The 20,574-nt window shown below is 70.9% G+C and carries 6 protein-coding genes; all 6 read right to left on the reverse strand.

What is annotated here, in order from left to right; translation table 11 throughout:
• Positions 1–147 precede the first annotated feature (147 nt).
• Genes ACQEVS_RS09860 through ACQEVS_RS09885 form a run of 6 tightly spaced genes read right to left on the reverse strand, consistent with a single transcriptional unit; the run spans position 148 to position 20,513 of the window.
• Positions 148–396: a hypothetical protein gene (locus ACQEVS_RS09860; RefSeq protein ID WP_433018106.1), complete on the reverse strand. Its 249-nt coding sequence runs from the start codon at positions 394–396 to the stop codon at positions 148–150.
• A gap of 11 nt (positions 397–407) precedes the next feature.
• Positions 408–7,565 (reverse strand): hypothetical protein, encoded by a 7,158-nt coding sequence (locus ACQEVS_RS09865; RefSeq protein ID WP_433018109.1) that lies wholly within the window; start codon positions 7,563–7,565, stop codon positions 408–410.
• Positions 7,562–13,357: a helicase-related protein gene (locus tag ACQEVS_RS09870; RefSeq protein ID WP_433018112.1), complete on the reverse strand. Its 5,796-nt coding sequence runs from the start codon at positions 13,355–13,357 to the stop codon at positions 7,562–7,564. Before ACQEVS_RS09870 ends, ACQEVS_RS09865 begins: the two co-directional genes overlap by 4 nt.
• Positions 13,354–17,664 (reverse strand): hypothetical protein, encoded by a 4,311-nt coding sequence (locus ACQEVS_RS09875; RefSeq protein WP_433018115.1) that lies wholly within the window; start codon positions 17,662–17,664, stop codon positions 13,354–13,356. The genes ACQEVS_RS09870 and ACQEVS_RS09875 overlap by 4 nt, the downstream gene beginning before the upstream one ends.
• Positions 17,665–17,691: 27 nt before the next feature.
• Complete coding sequence (locus ACQEVS_RS09880) at positions 17,692–20,175, reverse strand: phage portal protein (protein ID WP_433018118.1); 2,484 nt, start codon at positions 20,173–20,175, stop codon at positions 17,692–17,694.
• Complete coding sequence (locus ACQEVS_RS09885) at positions 20,175–20,513, reverse strand: hypothetical protein (RefSeq protein ID WP_433018121.1); 339 nt, start codon at positions 20,511–20,513, stop codon at positions 20,175–20,177. Before ACQEVS_RS09885 ends, ACQEVS_RS09880 begins: the two co-directional genes overlap by 1 nt.
• Positions 20,514–20,574 lie beyond the last annotated feature (61 nt).

The following is a 20,574-nucleotide window of genomic DNA, read 5'->3' on the forward strand; positions in this document are numbered from 1 at the left end:
GCCCCGGAAGGGGCACACCGCACAGCACCGGTGCGGTCGAACAGCCGGGAACGGCTTCCCGAGTGAGGATCGCGACGACGCATCCACCGAGATGGCGCTGTTCACCAAACGGGTAGATGGCCCCGGGCTCCGGCCCGGGGCCATCACTCATTCCTTCGTCGTGCGGTGGCTCGCGATGACGTCGGTGTACCGGCGGAGGACGGCGAGGATGGTGTCCTCGTCGGTTCCCGATACCGCGCGCGGCGGGCCCGTCGGTGTCAGCATGATCGACTCGCCCGCGTGCAGCTCGACGAGCGCTGCCGCGCGGGCGGAGCCGGCCACCGGCCGGGCCGCGTCTCCGGTGACCTGCACTTGGTAGGCAGAGCCGTCGTCGAACCGGCCGGTGACGGTGTGCATCGTCTTCTCCCTCATCGCGTGGCGAGCAGGCCGAGGAGGAACGCCCGCAGGTCGTCGTCCTCGTACCAGTCGCCGGTGAACATCGCCTGCAACGACCGGGCGAGGCTGTCACCCGTGTCCGTCTGCGTCTGCTGCTGGGCCAGGAGCCTGCCGAGGGCGGTGCGGTCGAGTGTGCGGGCGCCGGGGCGGCCGGTGTGCGTGCGGGTGTACCAGAAGGCGCGCTGCGCGGCGTCCAGGTCCGGCAGGTGCCCGGCGAGGTGTTGCGCCAGGGCGTGCGCGGCCGTGCCCACGCCAGCGTCGCCGAGGTCGGCGACTGTGGCGCGACGGGCATCGGGTTCGTACCGGCCTGCCTCACCTGCGACGGCGGTGAGCCGGCGCCCGTCCGGGGTGGCGAGCCAGTCCCTGGGGATGAGGCGCTGCACGTCGCGCACGGCCCGCTCGGCGTCCGGGGTGGTGTCCGGGCCGAACACGATGCCCGCGGCGCCCTGGGGTCCAAGATCACGGACATCGGCCAGGGCCGCCGCAACGGCGTCGGGCACCGCCGCGGCGTAGCGGCTCCGCAGCTCCTCCCATTCGCGGCGGGCGGCCGCAGCTTCCATGCGGGCGGCAGCGATCTCCACGTCCACGGCCGGGTCCTGGATGGTGTTGCTGCTGCGCGCGGCCTGGAGGTTGAGCAGACGCCGCTCGGTGGCGGCCACGTAGTCGTCTGCGTGGCGGAGGGTGCCGTGCGGGTCGCCGCCGAAGTCGTCACCAAGCGCATCGGCCAGATGGCGGGTCACGTCCTGGTCGACATCCGTGCCGGCCGCCCGCAGCACGGCCATGTGCCGCAGCGCGGTAAGACCGGGGCCGCCGTCGGAGGCACGGTCCGGCACCCACCGGGCCTCTGAGGCGCGGCCGGGGAGTCTGCCCGCGGCGAGCTGTGCCCACGTCGTCGGCCGCCACCAGGAGATACGGCGGGACGCCTGCCCGAAGCGGCCTGGCTCAGGCAGCAGGCCCGCCCACTGGGACACCCGTGCGGCCAGGGACTCGCCCTCGACGTCCGGGAGGTCGAGCGCGGCGTGCAGACGCGCCAGGCGGCGGGACTCCGGCCAGTTACGCACCCGGCCCACCAGGCGGCGCAGGAACGCCTTTAGGCGGGAGAGCCGTTCACGGCGGTCGCGCCACAGCTCGGCGATCTTCTTGGCGGCAGCCTTCACCAGCTCGGTGAGGCGGCGGCCCATGCGTCCCAGCAGAGCGATGGTGCGCGCCAGGAAATCGGGCTGCCGGGCCGCGTCCGGGGACGAGGCGGCGGCGCGGCGGACGATGCGGCGGGCGGCGGCCTGCCGGGTTCCGTCGAGCTGCGCGGTGAGGAGCCGGGTCAGTGCGTCGGTGTCGGCCGGGTCGACGCCGGCCTCTTCGAGCTGCCGCAGGAGCGCTGTCACCGCGTCGTTGACGTGCGTGGTGGCGTCGGCGTGCCCGTCGCCGCCCCGGACATTGCGGGGGCGCGACGGTGAGGCGACCTGGTCCGGGATGAGCCGCAGCAGGTCGGCCGCGCGCTGCGCCAGGTCCTCGTTGCTCTCGCCGGGGAGGGGTTCGAGGTCGTTGACCGTGCGGAGCGCGGCCCGGACGGTCTGTTGGTGCGCCGTCGCGCGGGCCCGGCGGATCGCCTGCTGGATGGCGGCGCGGTCACGGCCGGTGATGCCCGCGGCGTCCAGGGCGGCGCTTGCGCTCTGGCGGGCGGCGTTGCGGGCGTCGTGCAGGGCATCGGGGGTCAGGCGCTGCGCGATCTGCTCGCGCAGGGCGTGGATGTCGCCGGGCGGCTCGGTCCCGGTGACGGCCTCGTCGATGATGCGCACGGCCACCGTCCGGCGGTGGTCGGCGACGATCTGGTGTCGTACCGCGGTGATCGGTGGGTTGGGGTCGCGCGGTGCGGGAGCCGGGTTCGGGGTGTCGTTGCCGGTGGTGTCCGGGCCCGGTTCGGGAAGCTGCCAGAGGGGCATGGCGGCGTGGACGATGCGCCGCTTCCACTGCCGGTTCTCGTCCTCCAGGAGCAGGCTGCGCACCCCGCCGGGGCCTTCTTCCACGTCGATGACGCGGTAGACGTGGATCTCGTCACCGCGGCGCTCGTCGGGCATGGCGATGACGTCGCCTTCGCTGATCTGCGCGGCGTTGGACGGGCGGGGGCGGTCGAGTCCTTCCGGTGCGGTTCGGCCGGCAGCACGGTCGAGGTGGTCGGCGGCGCGCAGCGCGGCTCGTCCCTCGGTGGTCGCCGGGTCCGCGTTCGCCCGGAGCTGGGCCGCGAGGGCGGCGGCCTGCTCCGGTGTGACGGGGAGGTCGGCGCCGAGCCGGGCGGCGGCTTGCTGGGCGTCGGGGTCGTCTTCGGGGCTGCTGCCGTTGGCGGCGATGGCGTCGCGGTCGGCCGGGGTGAGGTCCGGGTCGACGGTGGGGCCGTTGACAGGGTCGAGCGTGGGCTGAGGCTCGTGGACGGTGAGTTCGTCGTCGGCGGCCGGCGCATGGTCCGGGCCGAGGTTCGGTGCGGTGCCGTTGGGGCCTTCGGCCTTGTGAACGACGGCGGTGGCGTCCATGTCGATGGCGCCGAGTTCGCCCGTCGTGGTGTCGACGTAGTCGAGGGCGACGCGGTCGCCGTCGCGGTCGGTGTTCCGGATCTTCACGGTGGTCGGAGCCCCGTCGAGGTCGAGCACGACGGTGTCGCCCTTGTTGATCTCGCCGGCGGTCGACTCGCTGATGCCGGTGATGGGTGCGGTCTCGGGGGTGTCGTCGCGGACTTCCCCGACGACTCGGAGGTCCGAGGCGTGGCGGGTGATGGTGCCCTGGGTGGTGGTGACCGTGATGCTGTCGCCGTTGGCCTCGTCGACCGGGCCGAGGAGCGCTCCGTTCTCGTCGGAGACGACGTGGCCGGGGCGCAGCCGCTGGCCGGCGGGAGTCCAGCCGGTGGGGCGCCGGTCCTGGGTGTCGTCGACTGTGAGGGATGTCGGTGTGACACCGGTGTCGGTGTCGCCGTTGGCCCATCGCACGGAGACCGTGGTGTCGGTGACGCCGGTGACGGTGCCGTCGCGGTCGCCGTTGCCGGTGACGTGGCTGCCGGGGAAGAGGCCGCGGCCGTGGGTGTCGGTGGCGATGGTGTCGGGCAGGTCACCGCTGATGACGTCGCCTTGGGCACCGCTCGCCGGGGCGCCGGACGCGTTGATGTCGGGGGCCTCGGCACGGGCGGCGCTGGCGTTGAGGGGCGTGTAGACGGTGCCGCGGCTGCCGGTTCGGCCGTCGGGCGTTTCGCTGATCGTCGTGCGCCACATGGTCTCGGTGCGGCCCCGGCGGGTGACGGTGACGCGTTCGGGAGCGTTGAGGACGTACCCGGCGCGGGTCACGGTGCGGCCCCGGCGGGTCGTTCCGTCGATGCGCGCCACGTCGCCGAACTGGAGCTGGTCGACGCTGGCCCAGTGGGCGGGTTGCCCGCCGATGGGCTCGGGGTCGAGGCGGGACTCGGGCTCGCGCGAGTGCGTGTGCGGGTTGTCGGGCGTGCGGGTCGGCTTCGGCGCGGGCCCAGACGCGCGGGTCTGGTCGGCGTTCGAGGCTGGGGCTTCGCCCCTCGGAGCGCGCTCGGTGTCGGAGTCGTCACGGCGGTTCGTTTCGGGTGCGGCCCCGGCGCCTGGAGTGCTGTCGCTGTGCGGGGTCTCGCGGGTGTCCGGGGCGCTGTCGTCGCGCGGGACTTCGCGGTTCCGCCGGATGCTGCCACCGGGTGGGGTCTGGACAGCATCCGGAACGCTGTTGCCGTGGGGTGTCTCACGGGTATCCCGAGCGCTGTCACCGCGCGGAACCGCGGCAGCGTCCGGGTTGTCACCCGCAGGGTGCAACTGACTCCCCGCACCAATACGGGGGGCAGCATCGCCCGTTGCGGTTGCGGCCGTCTCCGCAGCGGGCGGCTCCTGTGCGCCGCCGGGGACTGCGCGGGTCGCGGGCGGGGTTGCGCCGTCCGGCTCGTCGCCGGCCCTGTCGGGGGTGTGGTTGTCGTGGTTCTGGAGGAACCCCTCGCGCAGGCGATCTGCCCAGAGGGAGCGCTGCGTGAGGTCCTGGAGAACCTCGCGGTCCTGTGGCTTGCCCGGGGCGGAGGTGAGGGTGTCGTGCAGCCACTGGAAGTCGTCGCGGGCCTGCGCCAGGTCCGTCGCCAGGTTCCCGTTGGGCGACTGCTGCGAGCGGAACGACTCGATGAGGTGCACCAGACGGGCGTAGCGGTCCTTGACCGCCTGGTCGGTGCTGACGTTGTCGGGGAGGCCCGGCAACTCGGGGCTGGGGGCGGCGAGGAGTGCTCTGACCGTATTCCAGGTGTCCTCGTCGGGGTTCGCGGGGTCGGCGGGGTTCCGCATGGCCCGCACCACCAGGTTGGCCACGGCCAGATCCCGGCTGGCGGAGCGGCTGTTGTTGCCGTGGTTGATCGTGAGTAGGGGCGTGGCGTCCCACATCGGGCCGCGGTCGTCATCGTCTCGGTTCGCGTTGCGCACGGTGCCGATGCGGCGGCTGTCCATCCATACGTCGAACGCGTCGGCGGTGGCGGCCGGTCGGAGTTCGGCGCGCTGAGCAAGGGCACGCACCTGCTCGGCGCCGCCGAAGCGGCGGTTCGCGTCGTCCTCGGGCTCCGGGGCCGCGGTGAACGACGGCAGATCGATGTCGTCGATACGGGGCCCGGCGGTGGTGCTGCCAGCCTCTGGGGTGGCTGCGGAGGTCGGCGCGGCTGCGGTGCGGCGCTGCTCCTCCTCGTACTCCTGGCGGGCGCGCTTCTCGTCGTGGCGGTGCTTCTGCTTGTACTGGTTGTAGGTCAGGCGTCCGCCGTTGGCGTCGAACCAGTCGGCGAGTTCCTCGCTGGCGTACTCCCGCCACCGGCCGAATCGGGAGAGGTGGCCGCCGGAGAACAGGTCGCGCTCGCTGACGGGAGGGAGACTCCCGCTCGCGCGGTTGAAGAAGTAGCCGTTGGTGGCGACCATCGCGGCGGCGTACCTGGCCTCGTCGAGGTCCTGGAACTCGCGCTGCAGGCGCTCCTCGCGCGTCTGCGGGCGCCGGGTGATCTCCGAGGTGCCGAAGCCGAGCGCGGCATCCATCGCTTCACCGCGACGGCGTACCTCCTCCGCATCGACTGCCGGGGTGGCGGGGATGGCGTCGCGGACTCGCTGATCGGCGTGGTCGCGCCGGTCCATCTCGGCGGCCACGCGCATCTGGTCGGCCTCGGACAGGCCCTGCCCCCAGGCGGAAGCGAGGTCGTCGTCGCTCAGGTGGCCCAGGTCTTCCGGGAGCGTGACGGTGGGCGCCGGCTCCGGGGAGTGGCCCGGCTCGTCGCCGTCTTGGAACAGGTCGCGCAGGGCACGCAGGGCCTGGGGCAGGGTGCGGCCCTGGTGGTCGCGCCACCGGCTGATGTCCTCGGGGTCGAGTGGCTGGTGCCAGTCGAGGGTCTGCCCTTCAGCGTCGGTGGCGATCTCGAACAGGCTGGCCAGGTCACGGGCGTCGACGGCGTTGCGCGCCGTAAGCGTGATCTTGCCGAAGCGGCCTCCGTTACGGGCCTGCGCGAACTGCCAGCGCCGCATCCCTTCCGGCGTGGTGTCGTCGGTCCACGTGATCAGCCCGCCGCCGGCGGACAGGGTGAGCGTGGGGTTGTCGGCGATCTGGGCGAGGAACTCGCGTCGTTCCGGCGTGTTCTCCTCGGCGGTCAGCCCGCTGCCGCGCTGCCAGGCGGCACGGAGGTCTGCCGCAGTGCGCGGTGTCGTGCGGTCGGCTGCCTCACCGTGGTGCCCGGCGCCGTCGCCGGGCTCTGCGCTGCCGCCGGCCGCCGGGATGCGGGGCGGGCGCGGAACGTCCAGCCGGGGCAGGCCAGGTCCGCCTGTTCCGCCGGGTCCTGCGCCGCCGGGGCTGCCGTTGCCACCACGTCGACGCCGACGACGGCGGCGGCGTTCGTTGTCGTCTTCGTCGTTATGGGTGTTCGGCTCGTCGGTGTCGACATCGTTGTCTTCACGGTCAGAGTCGGAGTTGTGGTCCTGGGAGTCGCGGTCGCCGTCCTCCGGGGCGTCGTGGGGCGCGGTGTCCTCATCGTCCGAGGTGCGTTCCAGGGGCTCCGGCGTCCCCTGTCCGCCGTCCGTGCTGTGCGGGGCCTCGTCGGGCGCTGCCGAGTCCGAGGCCGTGTCCGTTTCCCGGTCGCGGTTGTTGTGCCCGTCGTCGTGCCCGGCCCCGCTCCGGCCCTCTTCCGGCTGCTCGTTGTTTCCCGGTTCCCAGGCGTCCGGGGCAGTGGGAGCTTGCGGTGCGGGGCGATTTCGGTCGTCGTGGTCCGGGCGGGATGCGTCCTCGTCGTCGCCTCGCGCAATGCGGGCTGCCCGGCGGAACAGCTTTCCGGCCGCAGGGCCGAAGCGGCCACCCTTCTCGTACTCCTCCGCCAAGGCGTCGAGGCGCTTGGCGATGTCGCGGAGTTCCGAGTCCGGGTCGTCTGCTGTCTCCGCCCTCTCCAGAGCGTCCGCCAGGTCCTGGATGGCGGGGAGGGCGTCTCCACCCGCGATGTCGAGGGCTCGGCCCACCAGGTCACTGATGTGCGCACTGCGTTGCACGACGTTGAAGGAGGCGGTGTCCGCCTTCGGGGCCGGCTGGTCAGCCGCGGGCTGCGGCGGGTCTGCGGTGTCGGTGACGTTCTCGTCCGGGTAGCGCAGCCGGAGGGCGATGTCACGGGTGTAGAACCGTTCCTGGCCGTCACGGGTGACGATCCGTATGCGCCCGCGGCTTGTGACCCGCGGGGGTTCGGCGACCGTGTGGGTCCGCCCGTCGCTGTCGGTGTATCGATCACCTTCCTGCAGGTCGGCGGCGGCGCGCATTTGGACCGGCCGCAGGTCGCTGGTGTCGCGTCCTTCGTGGTCGGCGAACATGTCGGGCGTACCGAACGGGTCGTCGGCCACGTCGAGCGGGTTGTCCGGGTCGGGAGCGGGCGCGGCAGGCGAGTGGGCGGGTTCCACGTCGAAGAGGCCGGTCGGCTCCGCGGGCTGCCGATCGGGCTTCGCCTCTCGCTTTGGAGCGCGGCCGGCACGTCGGGCTTCCTCTGCCTCAAGGACTGCCATGCGGGTGCGGTCGATGCCCGAGAGCTCTCCCTGGGTCATTTCCCGGCCGATGAGCTCGACCATTTCGTCCGCGATCTCCTGGTCCGTCATCGCGGACGGAGCCTTGGACCCTTCGGGGCGGACGGCGTCGAGCTGCGCGGATACCTCATCGTGGCTGAGGGTGACCGTATTCGGCGGCGTGCCGCTGTCGGTGCTCTGGGGCCCTGTGATGGGCTGTTCGGCGTCGTGGGGCGTGTCGGCGTGTGCCGGTCTGGCGGGTTCGTCGGCGGTGGTGTCGATCTTCGGTGCGGCGGCCGGCGTCTGGGTGGCGCGGGCCTGGCGCCGCTCGGCGACGGCCTTCTCGATGCGCTGCTCGTACGTACGGTAGGCCCGCTGTTCTTCCTCGCTGGATTGTTCGTCGTCGTCATCGCTGGCGAGGACCCATGCCAGGTCCAGAAGGTCCCGGTGGACGGCAAGGGGGCCGTCACTCGCAGGGCCCCGTTCCGTGTCCGCTTTGCCTCGTCGAGGGCCTTGCGGGTGTCTGGGTCCTCCATTGCCGCCGTGCCGTCTTGGCGGTGGAACTCGACGAGGGCTGCGGGCATGGTCACAGCGATGAGTTGTTCGGGCTTGCCCCATGCCGGTGACAGAGGTCGGCCGGGCTGTTCCTCGGCCGGCTGGTGAGGCTGCGCAACGTCGCCGCCGGCCTCCGCGTCCGCCGTGGTGTCGGGCGTGTCGACGGGCTCCTCGGACGTCTTGTCGTTGCCCGAGTGGTCAGGGCGGAGCTGGTCAAGGGTCTGGGAAACCTCCGTGGCGGAGAGCCGGACGCGGTCCGGCTTCGGCTCCGGCCCCTCCGGCTTCTCCGGCTTCTCCGGCTTCTCGGGGCGCTCGGGCTGGGGGAACTTGCGGTCGAATTCCTTAAGTTCACGCACCGCGGCGTCGACGGCCGCCTGGAGCGGTACACGATCCTGGTGCCGCTCCTCGATGAGGTCGCGGCGCTGGGCCTTGCTCAGCTTCTTGTCGAGCGTGTCCGCGTCGAGGTCCGGCAACTTGTCGAGTTCAGCGATCCGGCCGACGATGTCGTCCAGCAGATTCGCGCGGGCCCTCGCGTGCTCGATCTGCGGGCTGAGGTCCACGGCGGCCTGCGCCGACTGCAGAAGGGCTATCTGCTCCTCCAGTTCGGGCAGTCGCGCGCGGTCTGCCTCCTGGAGAGCAGGCGCCTTGTCCAGGGCGTTGGTGAGCCGGGTGATCATGCCCGACCCGGCGCCCTTCTTCTTCAGGTCCTCCGGGCCGCGCTCGAAGTCGGAGCGGGCCAGGTCGGGGAAGCCGACGTGTGCGACCAGCTTGCCGTCCGGGCGGCGCTCGGTGCGTACACCGATATCGAGGCCGCCGAACTGGCCCAGGATTTTCCACGGGCCCATGCCGTCGTGGTTGTGCTCCAGGAGTTGAGTGGTGACCTGGCGGTGAAGTGCTGCTGCGGCGTCGGAGCGCTCGGTGTACGACAGGCCCCCGAGCTTCATGTCGAAGGAGTCACGGACGTCGCGGATGCGGGGCAGGGCCTCCTCGCGGCGGGCGATGCCGTCGCGGGTTTCGGCGAGTTCCTGGTGGAGGTCGGCCAGGGCTTCTTGGCGGCGGACGCGTTCGGCGGCCTCGTTGTGCTGGTCAATCTCCAGGTCCTTGAGCCGGCGGCGGGCCTTCATGAGCTGGCTCATGTGGGGGTTACCGCCGATCTCGGCTTCCATCGTCTCGTAGTCGGGGTAGTCGACGTCCAGCTCGGTGACGGTGTCGCGGGTGTCGCTGTCGGCCATCTCGGGGCGCTGGATGTCGATGAGCCCCTCCGCCTTGGAGGCGACGAAACCCGCTTTCCAGCCGTCGAGGCTGCCCTTGGTGGCGAAGATGTCGATGTCGACTTCGGGGTTCTGGTTGCCGTAGCGGATGGCGCGGCCGTTGCGCTGTTCCATCTGCGCGGCGCCCCAGTCGAGGTCGACGTGCGTGAGGCTGATCATGCGGTTCTGGGCGTTCATGCCGGTGCCGGCGACGCTGCTGGAGCCGATGAGCACGGCTATCTCGCCGTCCCGAGCCTTGCGGAAGAGTTCGGCCAGTTCCTCGGGCTTGCCCGTCTTCTTGTGGTCCTGGACGAACGCGATCTTCTCGGCCGGGATGCCGCCTTCGACCATGAGCCGCTTGAGCTCGGCGTAGGCGTCGAAGCTGCCGCGGTTCCGGGTGCCGGGCACGCCCTCGTTCAGGAAGATCATCTGGAGTGCGCCGGGGACCGGGTGGTCCGGGGCGGAACCGTCGGGTGAGTAGTGCGTCTTGTAGACGCGGCCCTTGTGCTGGTGGTAGCGCTCGACGTGCCGGGCGGCGACGGCGGCGAGTTTGTTGCCTGCCGGGGCGTTCGCGTCGATGAGCCTCGGGTCCAGCGCGACGGACGTGCCATCGTTGGAGACGGCGAGCATGTTGTCCTGCGACTGGTCGACGTCTCCGTTGTGGATCGCGCGGCCGCGGGCGACGAGCCCCTTCAACCGGGCCGTCTGGTCCTTGGTCGGCTCGACCATGATCAGGTTCGGGCCGCCGCCGGCGATCTTCGGGCGCGGGATGCCGACGTCGTCGGCGCGCTTGGTGTCGGCGACCAGGCCCCACATCGTCTTCATGGCGCGGCGGTTGTGGAACTCTGAGAAGCGCTCCACAATGCGCAGGCCACTGCCGTCGGGGGCGTTCTCGATACGGAGGGTCTTGCGGCCGAACGTCGCGGCCCACAGGTCCGGTGCGCCGGCCCGGTAGGAGTCCAGGACCCACGGGGCGGCAAGGGCGAGCATCGTGTACTGCTCGGTGATGCTGTTGCTCAGCGGGGTGCCGGTGGCCAGGGTGACGGTGGCGCGGCCGGCACGGCGGCGGTGGAGGTCAGTGAGCTTCTGGTGCAGGTCGATGCCGCGGATCGAGGCGGGGTCACCGCCGCCCTCGCGGGAGCGGAAGCCGACGCCCTTGTACCTGTGGGCCTCGTCAACGACGGCGTAGTCGAACCCGAGATCGTCCCAGTACGTCTGACCAGGTGTACGCCTCGGCGCATCGTTTCTGCTGATCTTGTTCTGGACCGTCGCGATGCGCGCTTCGATCTTGGCGACGATGAACGGGTGTTCCGGGTTGCTGGCGTCCTCGTACTGCCGGTCGAGCTGCTCGCGCAGGGCTTCCAGCTCCCGGAACTCGTATTCCTCCTGCGCCTCGGGGCTCATCTTGATCGAACCGAAGGCGGGCTCGGTGAAGATCACGAGGTCCGGCCGGTTGGCGCGCAGCCACTCCAGCGTGCTGTCGCGGCGTCCATCAGCCAGGTCTGCGCTGGTGATCAGATGAATCTCGGCGTTGGGGTAGAGGAACCGCGCTTCGTCGTACCACTGCTGGGCGAGGTGGTCGGGGACGACGGCGAAGGGCTTCTCGATCTGCCCGGACGCCTTGAGGGCCTGGGTGCCCATGACGAGGGTGGAGGTCTTGCCCAGCCCGACTTCGTGGGCGAGGATGACCGACCGCTCGAACTGCATGCGGGCGGCGCCGGCGAGCTGCCAGGCGTGCGGGGTGCGCTCTGGGGTGAAGCCGTCCAGGGACGGGCTCATGCCGTCGTAGGAACGGACGACGTGCCCGTTCATGATCTTGTTGTAGGCGTCGGTCAGTCGCGTGAGCCGGTCGGCGTTGGCCGTCGCGTACTTCGCGAACTCCGCCCGCATTTGGTCGGCCTTGTGGCGGACCAGGCGTGACGTTTTTTCGTCGACGTCCCGACGCTTGTCGTCGCGGTAGACGGTCAGCGAGCCGTGGCCGAGAAGGGAGCGGGCGATCTCGACCGCGCTCTTGCCCTTGGTGCCCTTCTCCTCGTCGGCCGCGACGCCGTGCATGACGTTGTTGGCCTTGGGGACCTGGCCGGTGTAGAGCATCCAGCCGTAGCGGTCATCGTGAGCAACCCGCAGCGTCTTGTCGCCGAGGTATTCGCGCAGGAACCCCTGCAGCAGCTCGGGCGGCGTCCAGTGCGCGCTCATCTCCGGCGTGAATTCACCGATTGCGCGGTCGGTCGGCTGGACCGCTTCGAGCGCGGAGACGTTGACGGCGAACGCCGGGTCCGTCTCGGCCGCGCGGCGGGCGGCTTGAAGCTTGTCGCGGACGGGGCCGGAGAGGTAGGCGCCGGCCAGCTCCAGACGTCCGGTGGACGGGTCGGTGAAGACCTCGTTGCCCAGTGCCCGCAGGGCCTCCTGCGGGTCCACGTTCAGCAGGCGCGCGATCTCACCAAGGTCGACTTCGCCTGTGGCGGCGACGACCGCGGACAGGGCCGTCTTCGGGTCGTCGGTCCGGTCAAGCGGCTGCCGGCGCGCGGCGGCACGCTCGTCGAAGACGCGGGAAAGGATCGGTTCCTGCTTGTCGGCGTCCCACCGCTCCAGGGCAAGGACCGAACCGGCGTCCGGGTCGGAGCGGAAATAGCCGACCGCGGTCGGGGTGCGCTCCTCCTTCCCGTCCGGCCGCGTGCCGGTCTTCATGCTGCGGACCTGTCCGGGCTTGGACAGGGGCCCATACCGCTCGACGTAGGCGGTGTGCAGGTCGCGAAGCCGGGCACGCAGTTGTTCGGCGCGCTCGTCTTCTGCGTTCTTGCGGTCGAGCGTGCGCAGCTCAGCGGCGACGTCGCGCAGTTCCATCAGGGCGCGGAGCTGGTCGCCGCGGCCGTCGGACGGCTCGACGGCGACGGGGTTTCCGCCGTTGACGTGTTGGTAGAGCTTGCCGTCGTCGCCCTCGTAGAGGCGGCCGGTCCAGTCGTTGGCGTGCTTCTCCCTGGCGGTCTGCAGGATGACCGGCGGGCGGTTGTCGCCGTCGGGGTGCGGCTGGTAGCCGTTGCCGTTGGCCTTCGCCTTGGTGGCGATGTCCATCAGGGCGTCGCGGAGTTGGTCGGCGGCCTTGGCCGGGTCGCCCTTGACGGTCAGGCGTGGCCCGAAGGGCGAGGACTGGGTGGTCAGTTCTCCCAGGACGTGCTCGGGGTGCTCGGTGAAGTACGTGTTGACGTGCTCGCGGGACTCCCCGACCTTGCGCTCGGGGGCGTTCAGCCATGAGGTGTCGGCCGGCTCGTCGCCGTCGGCGCGGCGCCGCAGCACCAAGACATCGGTGACGACGCTGGTCCCGGCGTCGTTGAAGACTCCGGCGGGTAGGCGGACGGCGCCGAGGAGGTCGCCGTACTTGGCGATCTGCTTGCGGGCCTTGTCGCCCTTGGAGTCGAGGGTGTGCCGGGAGGTGAGAAGCAGGGTGATGCCGCCGGGCCGCGTCAGCGCGAGTTCCTTGGTGATGAACCCGTTGTGCAGGGACTCGGCGGGATACCGTTTGTCGCCGAACGGCACCGACGCGAAGGGGACGTTGCCGATGGCGGCATCGAAGGTTCCGGGGTCGGCGTCGGTCTCGGCGAAGTTCTCGTTGAGGATGTTGGCGTCCGGGTAGATCGCCTGGGCGATCCGCGCCGTGGTCGGGTCCAGCTCGACGCCGGTGAGGTGAGCGCCGGCCGGGGAAAGCCCGAAGAAGGTGCCGGAGCCGCTGCCGGCTTCGAGGACGTCACCGCGCTCGAACCCCAGTGCCTTCAGGCCGTCCCACATCGCCTCGGCGATGGGCTGCGGCGTGTAGTGCATCGACAGCGTGCCGCGTCGGGCCTGCTGCCACTCCAGGGGCGTCAGCTCTTGGGAGAGCTTGGTTCGCAGCTCGCGGTACTCCGCCCAGCGAGCGTGGTCCTGGTCGATCTTCCCGTATCGAGCGCCGCCCTGCTGGTAGCGGGGTTCCTTCTCCTTGGGCTCCGACGCGAACAGGATGGGCACCGCTCCCCACCCGCTCCAGCGGGCGAGGACGGCCTTGTCGTCTTCGGTGGCCGGGCGGTTCTCCCGCTCCAGCCGCTTCATGACCCGGATGGCCTCGACGTTCGCGGCGGCACGCTGGATCGGGCCCTTGGGGGCACCGGCCGGATTGGGCCGGAAGCGGGGGCTACATGTCGTACACCGCGTCCTGCATCGCCAGCAGATCCCGCATCTCCGGCGTCAGCGCCGGTGTCTCCTCGGTCTCCGGCTCCGGTTGCGGCAGCAGCTCCCGCAGAACCATCGCGGTCGCGTCCGCCCTGATCTGCCGGAGTTGACCTGCCCGCGCCTCGTACTCCGTCGCCGCCGGCGCGGCCTGCTCCAGCGCCTCCTCGGCTACCAGGATCGCCGTCTCGATCTCCCTGCCCTTGTTCAGGAAGAACCGCTCCGGGTCGTCCATCTGCGCCAGCTCCCGCGGCCGGTACCGCGCCCAGTGATCCCTGGCCACCTGGCTGTAGATGCTCACCATCAGCCCCTTCATCCGTTCCAAGAGCCGCGCGCAGGGCTGCCTGCTGCGCCTCGATCTCCTCGCGGGAGATGACCTTGCGGTCGTCGTCCCCGCCATCCTTACGTACTGCTGTGCGCTGTGCGTCGATCCCGTGCAGCGCAGCGTTGATAGCGGCCAACCGCGTGCGAGCCTTGGACCGGTCTGATGAGTCCAGCTCCCGGTCGCTGGCCTGCAGCATCATCTCGCGGGAAAGTTCCTCCGTGACTCGGTGGAACTCGGCGAGCAGGCCCTCGGGCACGTCGAGGTTCGCACCCTTGCCGACCTTCCTGGTGATGGGATTGGTGCCGTCCGACCAGCCGCCGTAGGCGTATCCGGTGAACAGGCCGTAGAGGGTCTGGCGCTCCTTGCTGGCCGTGGGGAAGGAATCGGCGCGGCGGAAGGGTCGGTAGTGCTCGAAGAACATCTTCGGCACCCACACGCGGCGCACCGGCCCGTAGAGGCGCACCGGTTCGGTGGCCGGGTCGGTGTCGTAGCTGTCGACGAGCGCGGCGAGGGCCTCGGTCATGCTCGGGAAGGCGCCGAGGTTACTGCCGGGGCTTTCGCCTTGCGCGTTCCACCCGGTCTTGGGCCCGCCCGGCCATGTGGAACCGTCCGCCTGGTAGTCGATCTTGCCGTACTTGTTGCCGTCGACCTGGACGGTCACGCCGTGCGAGGTGGTGAGGGGGTCCTGTCGGGGCTCTGCTCGTTTGACCTTGTGCTCGCGGCCCAGAGCGCCGCGGCGGTTCTGCTCCTCGAAGAGGGCTTTCAGCCGCTCTCCCAGGGCCTCCCGCACCGCTCCGTAGGCCCGGTGCTTTTCCTTGTGGAGGGCGCGGAATTCCTGGTCCAGGTCCGCGTCGCTGAGTCCGGTCGCGTCGGGGCGGTTGCGGTAGACGGCGGCCGCTCGATTCTGGCGTTCCTTGTTCAGCGCTTCACGGCGGGCCGTCAGGATCTCGTTCTGCTCATCGCTCAGCCGAGGCAGGCGGTGGGGCAGGTACAGGTACTCCTTCTCTAGGGTCTGGTCGTCGAGGTCCTGGACCGCCGGCCGTTCCTGGATGGCGTGAAGTCGGCGGGATTGGTCCTCGGTTTCAGCGTCCTTCAGGCGCTCGGATACCTGCTTCCACAGGTCTCGCTCCGGGGCGAGATCGTCCTCGTCGTGCAGCGCCCCGGAGGGTTTGTGGGCCCGTTCCTGCCGCTGCAGGTCCGCCACGTGTGCGGCGAGCTCCTCGCCGCTCATGTCCTGCGGGCGCCCGGCCTGGTTGAGGCGGTCGGTGGTACGGCGCCGGCGGTCGGCGTAGAGGGCCTGCTCATCCTCGTTGAGCCGTTCGCCGCGCCGTGAGCCGTAGGTGCCTCGGTCTCTCTCGGCGGTCTTGATGGCCTCGGCGAGGTGGACGTCGCTCATCGCGGAGGCGCGGTCCTGCGCACTTTGCTTGGGAACCTCGGGTTCCTCGCGCGTCTCGGCGTCCCGCGCGATGCGGCGCCGTTCGAGTTCGGCTTCTACCTTCTGCAGGGCGGCTCGGGCTTGCTGCCTTCGGGCCGCGGTGGTGGCGACCTGGACGTGGATCTTGAGGTTGTCGCGTGACCCGAGCAGGTCCGACTCGGGCATCGCCCTGAGTCGCTTGGTGTCCTCATCCAACTGGGCCTTCGCCGGGGCAGCGGCGGTGTTGTTGAGGTCCTCGTCGGTGACACGGACGTTGCGGCCTTGCCGGATGAAAGCCGCGAGAATGTCGGCGGCCTTGCGGTCACGGGTCTCCGGGTTCCAGCGGGTCCCCGTTACGCGGGCGTTCTGGTGACCGGACCAGTGGAGTTTGCCGGTCACGTTGACGGCCCGGTCGTCGCGCGCGTCGTTCTTGATAGTGCCGCGGACGGCCAGGATGCGGCAGCCCTTGTGGGTGGTCCACGCCAGGTGGACGTGGTCGGCCTGCTCTGGGTGGGCGGTGGCCAGGTGGTGGCGGGCAATGATCTGGTCGGCCACGTCGGCGTTGCTGCCGATGGGTACGCGGACGCCGTCGACCATGGCGTGGCGGTCGCTGTAGCCGCCGACGACCGAGGCGATGCGGGCGCCGTCTGGCCCATACACGGTGATCGGCCCGGGGTTCCAGGAGGTCGCCCAGTACCCGGGCACACCTTCGACGGGTTCGGCGTCCTTGGGCACACCTGCCGGCCGACCGTCAGTCTCGGCTCCAGAGCCCTCTTCCGGTTGCTGCGCTGCGGCAGGCTCGGGTGCCGGCTTCGGTTGCTCGGCCGCCGGATTCCGCTCCTGCTCGCTCTCCTTGTGCCCCTCCCGCGCGTGCACGGGGATCGCCGGTTCGTCGGCGACTTCGGGTCTCGTCGTCGGCTCTGTGACCGCGCCGGCCTTCGGCGCCTGAGCGTCGTCGTCACCGAAGGGGCGCCGCCGCAGCGTCTCGGCGAGACGGTCGGTGGCGATGCTGTGCTTCGGCGGGTGTTCCTTGTCCCACAGGGCGCGGGCGGCCGTCCATTCCTGGTGGTAGTCGCGCCCGTTCGCGGAGCGCCAGTTCTTGCGGTAGTCGGCGAACTTGGGGTCGGAGAAGTCGAGTGGTGTCCCGTCGGCGTCCTTGAGCGTGCCGACGATGTGCTCGGCGAAGCCCTTGGCGTCGCTCTGACGGTCGAACCAGTGCGCCATCTGCTGGCCGGTGCCGGTGGCGTGCAGGTACCAGTCGCCCTCGTCCTGGCGGGTGACGAACTGGCCATCGCCGACGAGCTTGAGCCGCTGCTCCTTCACCAGGGCGTCGAGGTCCTGAGCGGTACGCCGGTCCTCTTCGTTACCGGTGGCACGAAGGGTCTCGGCTCGCTGAGCCCAGTTCGCGCGGACCTGCTGGAGGGTGGTGAAGCGGCCGCCGGTCTGGGTGCGCTGCCGCTTGGGCGTCGGCGTCTTCGGCGCAGGGCCATCTGTGCGGGAGGCGCGGAAGTCCTGTACGGCTCGGTGGATGGCCTGCTGTGCGTCCTCGCCCTTGGTGGACCGCCACGTGCGGAGCGTGTCAGTGATCTTGGGGTCGGAGAAGTCGATCGGCTCGTCGAACTCGCCCGGCATGATGTGCCCGTTGCGGACGTGCTCGCCGATGTACGCGGCCGCCGCTTCGGCTTCCTCGCGGGTGGCGAAGTCACCCGCGTCGAGGTACCCGCCGGTGCCTGTGGCGGTGAGGTACCAGCGGCCGGTGGCGTCGTCGCGGGTGGTGACAAGGCCCCCGGAGGGGGTGACCTGTAGGTCCTCGTCTCCTGCCAGGCGGCGCAGTGCCGGCGCGTTGGCGCCGGGCTGCTGGGCCAGTTCGAGGAAGTGGCGGCGCACCGCGGCCGTGTCCTCGAACCGGGATCCGGCTTGGGCCTTGTGGTTGGGCAGCGCGGTGAGGTCGACGTCGTGGTGGCCGCCCTCGGGCTCGTCCTGATCATCGTCGTCAGGGCTGTCGCCGTCGTCGTCGCCGATGGGGTTGCCCTCGTCGTCGGCGTTGTGCGGCTCGTCGGGAGTGTCCGGGTCGCCGTGGTCGTCGCGGGACAGACCCATGCCTCGGCGTTCGTCGCGGTCCCGCCGGGAGTCCTCTGCCTCGACCTTCTTCTGGTTCGAGGTGGGGGCGCTGCCGTCGGGGCGCGCGACCATGGTGATCCAGCGGGCGCTGGTGCTGTGGCGCCGCCCGGTGTACGTGCCGTCGGCCGCGCGGTCCTGAACGAGGACGCGGTCACGCGGGAGCGCGCGAACGACGCGGGCGAGTTTCCCGCTCCACAACCTCGCGATGCCGCCGGTCTCGATGAACCTGCCCTTGCTGTCGCGGGGATGCAGGGCGGGGTTCCACGGCCGTCGTACGGACTTGGCCTCAAGGGTGCGACTCAGGTCGGCCGGGGAAGTGCGCTTCAGCATGGCGCGGACCATGCATCCCGCGTCCGGTTAGCGTCGCGTGCTGATGGGTGCGGCCGTGCTTGGGCCGGTGCTGTAGTGGAGGCGGCATCGGCAGTTGGCCGTGAGGGCGGTGGGCGCGAACGGGTCTCCGGGGTAGCGCAAGGTGGAGCCCTGGATGGTGTACGGGGTGCCGGCGGGCAGGGTGGTTCCGTTCAGTTGCGTGTGGGCGGGGCGAACGAGGGGGTCGCCGCGGGAGACCCAGGTACGCAGCACGGCGGGGCCCACGGTCTCGGCGGCGGCGTCGACTGCGCCGTTGACGGTCGCTACCGCACAGGACTCGGCGAGGCGGGAGATGAACTTCGCGGACCGGGCACGGTAGAACGCGGCGACCGTGTCGGCGAGGGCTTGAAGGGTGACGGGCTCGTGCTGTGCTGTGTCGAGGACGTCGGCCAGGTCGGCGAGCAGTGAGGTGAGGGCGCGCCCGGCCATGGCCGCGGTGGCGAGCCCGGCAGTGGCCGCGTTCGGCGGTGCTGTAGGCGAGCCGGTCAAGCTCCTGCTGAGTGCCGAGGCGGTGGTCGTCGCGGTCTGTTGGAGGATCGGGGCCAGGGTGGTAACTGCCTCTTCCTCCCATCGGGCTGCACCGACGACGCGTGCTCCCTCGATCGGGGCGTCTCCCCGGCGTAGGTCGGTGTCGCCGTCTGGCAGCCAGTACCGGGTGTGTTTGCGCGACTTGGGGGCGTGCAGGCGGGCGGTGATGACGCCTTCCTGTCGGGCGAGCAAGGCGGTCAGTGCGGCCGTGACGGCGGCGGCGGCCGTGTCGAAGTCGCGGTCGGTCACTTCGAAGCCGCGGTCGTCTTGGGGCAGGGCCTTGCGTTCGGTGCTGCTCCGCGCGGCGTCGACGTCGGCTGCGGCGTCCCTGCGGGTTTCCGGCTTCGTGGTGGTGCGCGCGGCCGTGACGTCGGCGGCGGCGTCACCGGGCAGGGTAAGAGGGACGTTGTTGCGGGCCTGGGCGACGGCGATTGCGGCTGTGCCGTCGGCGGCCGGGTCGCTGGCGGCGTTGCCGCGGGCGGCTGCCACGTCTGCGGCGGCGGTTGTCTGCGGCGCGTGGCCGCGGGCCTCGGCTACCGTATCGGCCGCTGTTCCTCCCACAGGGCCGGAAGCGGCGATCGGGGGCGGCGTGCCGCCGGCGCCGGGGAGGCCGGGTGTACCTCCGGCAGGCGGGTCCTGGGCGACGCCGAGGGCGGCTGCGTCCTGCTCGTTGGCTGGGACGGGCGCCTTCTGCGGGCTGATCCACAAGGCGCGCGTGTGGGGCACGTTGAAGGGCCGGCGCCCGGCGATCTCGCGGTATTCATCGACGGTGATCAGGCCGGCGGTCCATTCCTGTCTGGCCTCCTCCCTGCGCTGGCGGCGGGGGAACTCCAGCGCTTCGACGGTGGAGGTGTTGAAGCGCAGCGACCATCCGTCGTCGAGGTCCAGGTCGAAGGCGGAGGCGAGCAGGGCGAGATGAGGGAGCTCGGTGTGCTGCCAGAAATTCCACTCCTCGCGGTCGGCGTTCGCGTACGTGCGCTCGCTCGCGTTGCCGACGATGCTCTCCGGCACGCCGAACGCGCTCAGGATCTCGTCCTTCGCGGTCTTGGCGAGCACCGCGTAGTTCATGTCGCGTGGACGGGTGCTGGTGTCCACGTAGTTGAGGCCGCCCGGCCCGCTGCCGACGACGACGGTTTCACCCGCGTGGTGGGCGCCAGGGGCGAGCCGTTGTTGGATGCGGTCGATCTCGCGCTGGTCCAGGCCGTCCACGTCGATGCCGACGATTCCCGACGGGCGCGCGTCGTTGTCGATGAAGCTGATGTTGTAGGTCCGGGCTTTCACGTCCAGGTCGACGGACAGGCCCGCGGCCTCCAGGGGTGTGACACCGCAGAAAGGGTCGGTCGGGTGAGGATCGCGGAGCCAGACGACGCGGCTGGGGTCCAGCTCCCGGACCCGGCCGTCGTACGTCGTGAACTCGTAGTGAGAAACGTAGTCGCCGTGGGGGTCGGGAATCGGCTCGACCCGGGTGGGCGGCAGCAGGTCGAGGCGGGTGACAGTGCCTCCACGGCTGCGCGTGACCTCGACGAAGGCGCCCTTCTTGGACAGAAGGAGCTGCGCGGAGAGTCGCTTCTTGAAAACGGTGCCGCGCTCCAGCGGGTTGGCCTGCACATTCAGGACGTGCAGGAGCGGGTGGTCATCGAGCGTCTCAGCGAACTGTCGTTCGTCGCCGCCACGTCCGATCTCCACGTTGAGCGCGCTGGGGTGCTTGGAGATCGCTTCGACGGACTTGAAGGTCCAGATCGACCTCTCGTAGCCCTCCTGGATGACGCGGTCGAGGTCCCAGCCCGCGGCACGGTTCTCGGTACCCCATACGGTCGTGGTGCCCGCGTAGGTCATGGAGACGTAGGAATTGCCGACCGGGCCGGCTGACTTCTCCTCCAGGGGAACCGGCAGGCGGGGGACGAGGAGGCGGCGGAGGCCGGGCAGGAACTGGCGCGGCGCCATCAGGCCCCCTCACTGGCCAACCACACGCCTACCGCGCTGACGCCCACGCCGACCTCGATCGAGCCCAGCAGCGGGAAGTACATGAAGGTGCAACCGACAGCGGCTGCGGCCACGATGCTGCTGATCGTCCATGCGACGGCGCGCGAGACCCTGGTTCTCGGCGGTGCCAGGAAGCGGAAGGCCGCGAAGGTCCCGACGGCCGCCACGCTGCTGCTCAGCACCGGGTGCACGGCACGCAGAGCCACGAGCGCGACGAGGACGCCGGCGGCAATGAGGAGCAGCCCTGCGGTTTCGCGGACGAGGCTACGCGGCGAGGGTGTCTCAGGCGGTGTACTCACGGCCCGGACAATGGAGGCAGGACGACGTTACTGTCTCGTGCTCGCTCGGGGGACTCCGACA

It is taken from the genome of Streptomyces sp. CA-181903 (genome assembly GCF_050937075.1).
Taxonomy (GTDB): domain Bacteria; phylum Actinomycetota; class Actinomycetes; order Streptomycetales; family Streptomycetaceae; genus Streptomyces.

Bases quoted from the DNA above. Each gene is read 5' to 3' on its own strand.
- ACQEVS_RS09865 (WP_433018109.1), bottom strand. From the start codon at position 7,565: ATGACGGACCAGGAGATCGCGGACGAAATGGTCGAGCTCATCGGCCGG.
- ACQEVS_RS09860 (WP_433018106.1), bottom strand. From the start codon at position 396: ATGCACACCGTCACCGGCCGGTTCGACGACGGCTCTGCCTACCAAGTG.
- ACQEVS_RS09870 (WP_433018112.1), bottom strand. From the start codon at position 13,357: ATGAAGCGGCTGGAGCGGGAGAACCGCCCGGCCACCGAAGACGACAAG.
- ACQEVS_RS09880 (WP_433018118.1), bottom strand. From the start codon at position 20,175: ATGGCGCCGCGCCAGTTCCTGCCCGGCCTCCGCCGCCTCCTCGTCCCC.
- ACQEVS_RS09875 (WP_433018115.1), bottom strand. From the start codon at position 17,664: ATGCTGAAGCGCACTTCCCCGGCCGACCTGAGTCGCACCCTTGAGGCC.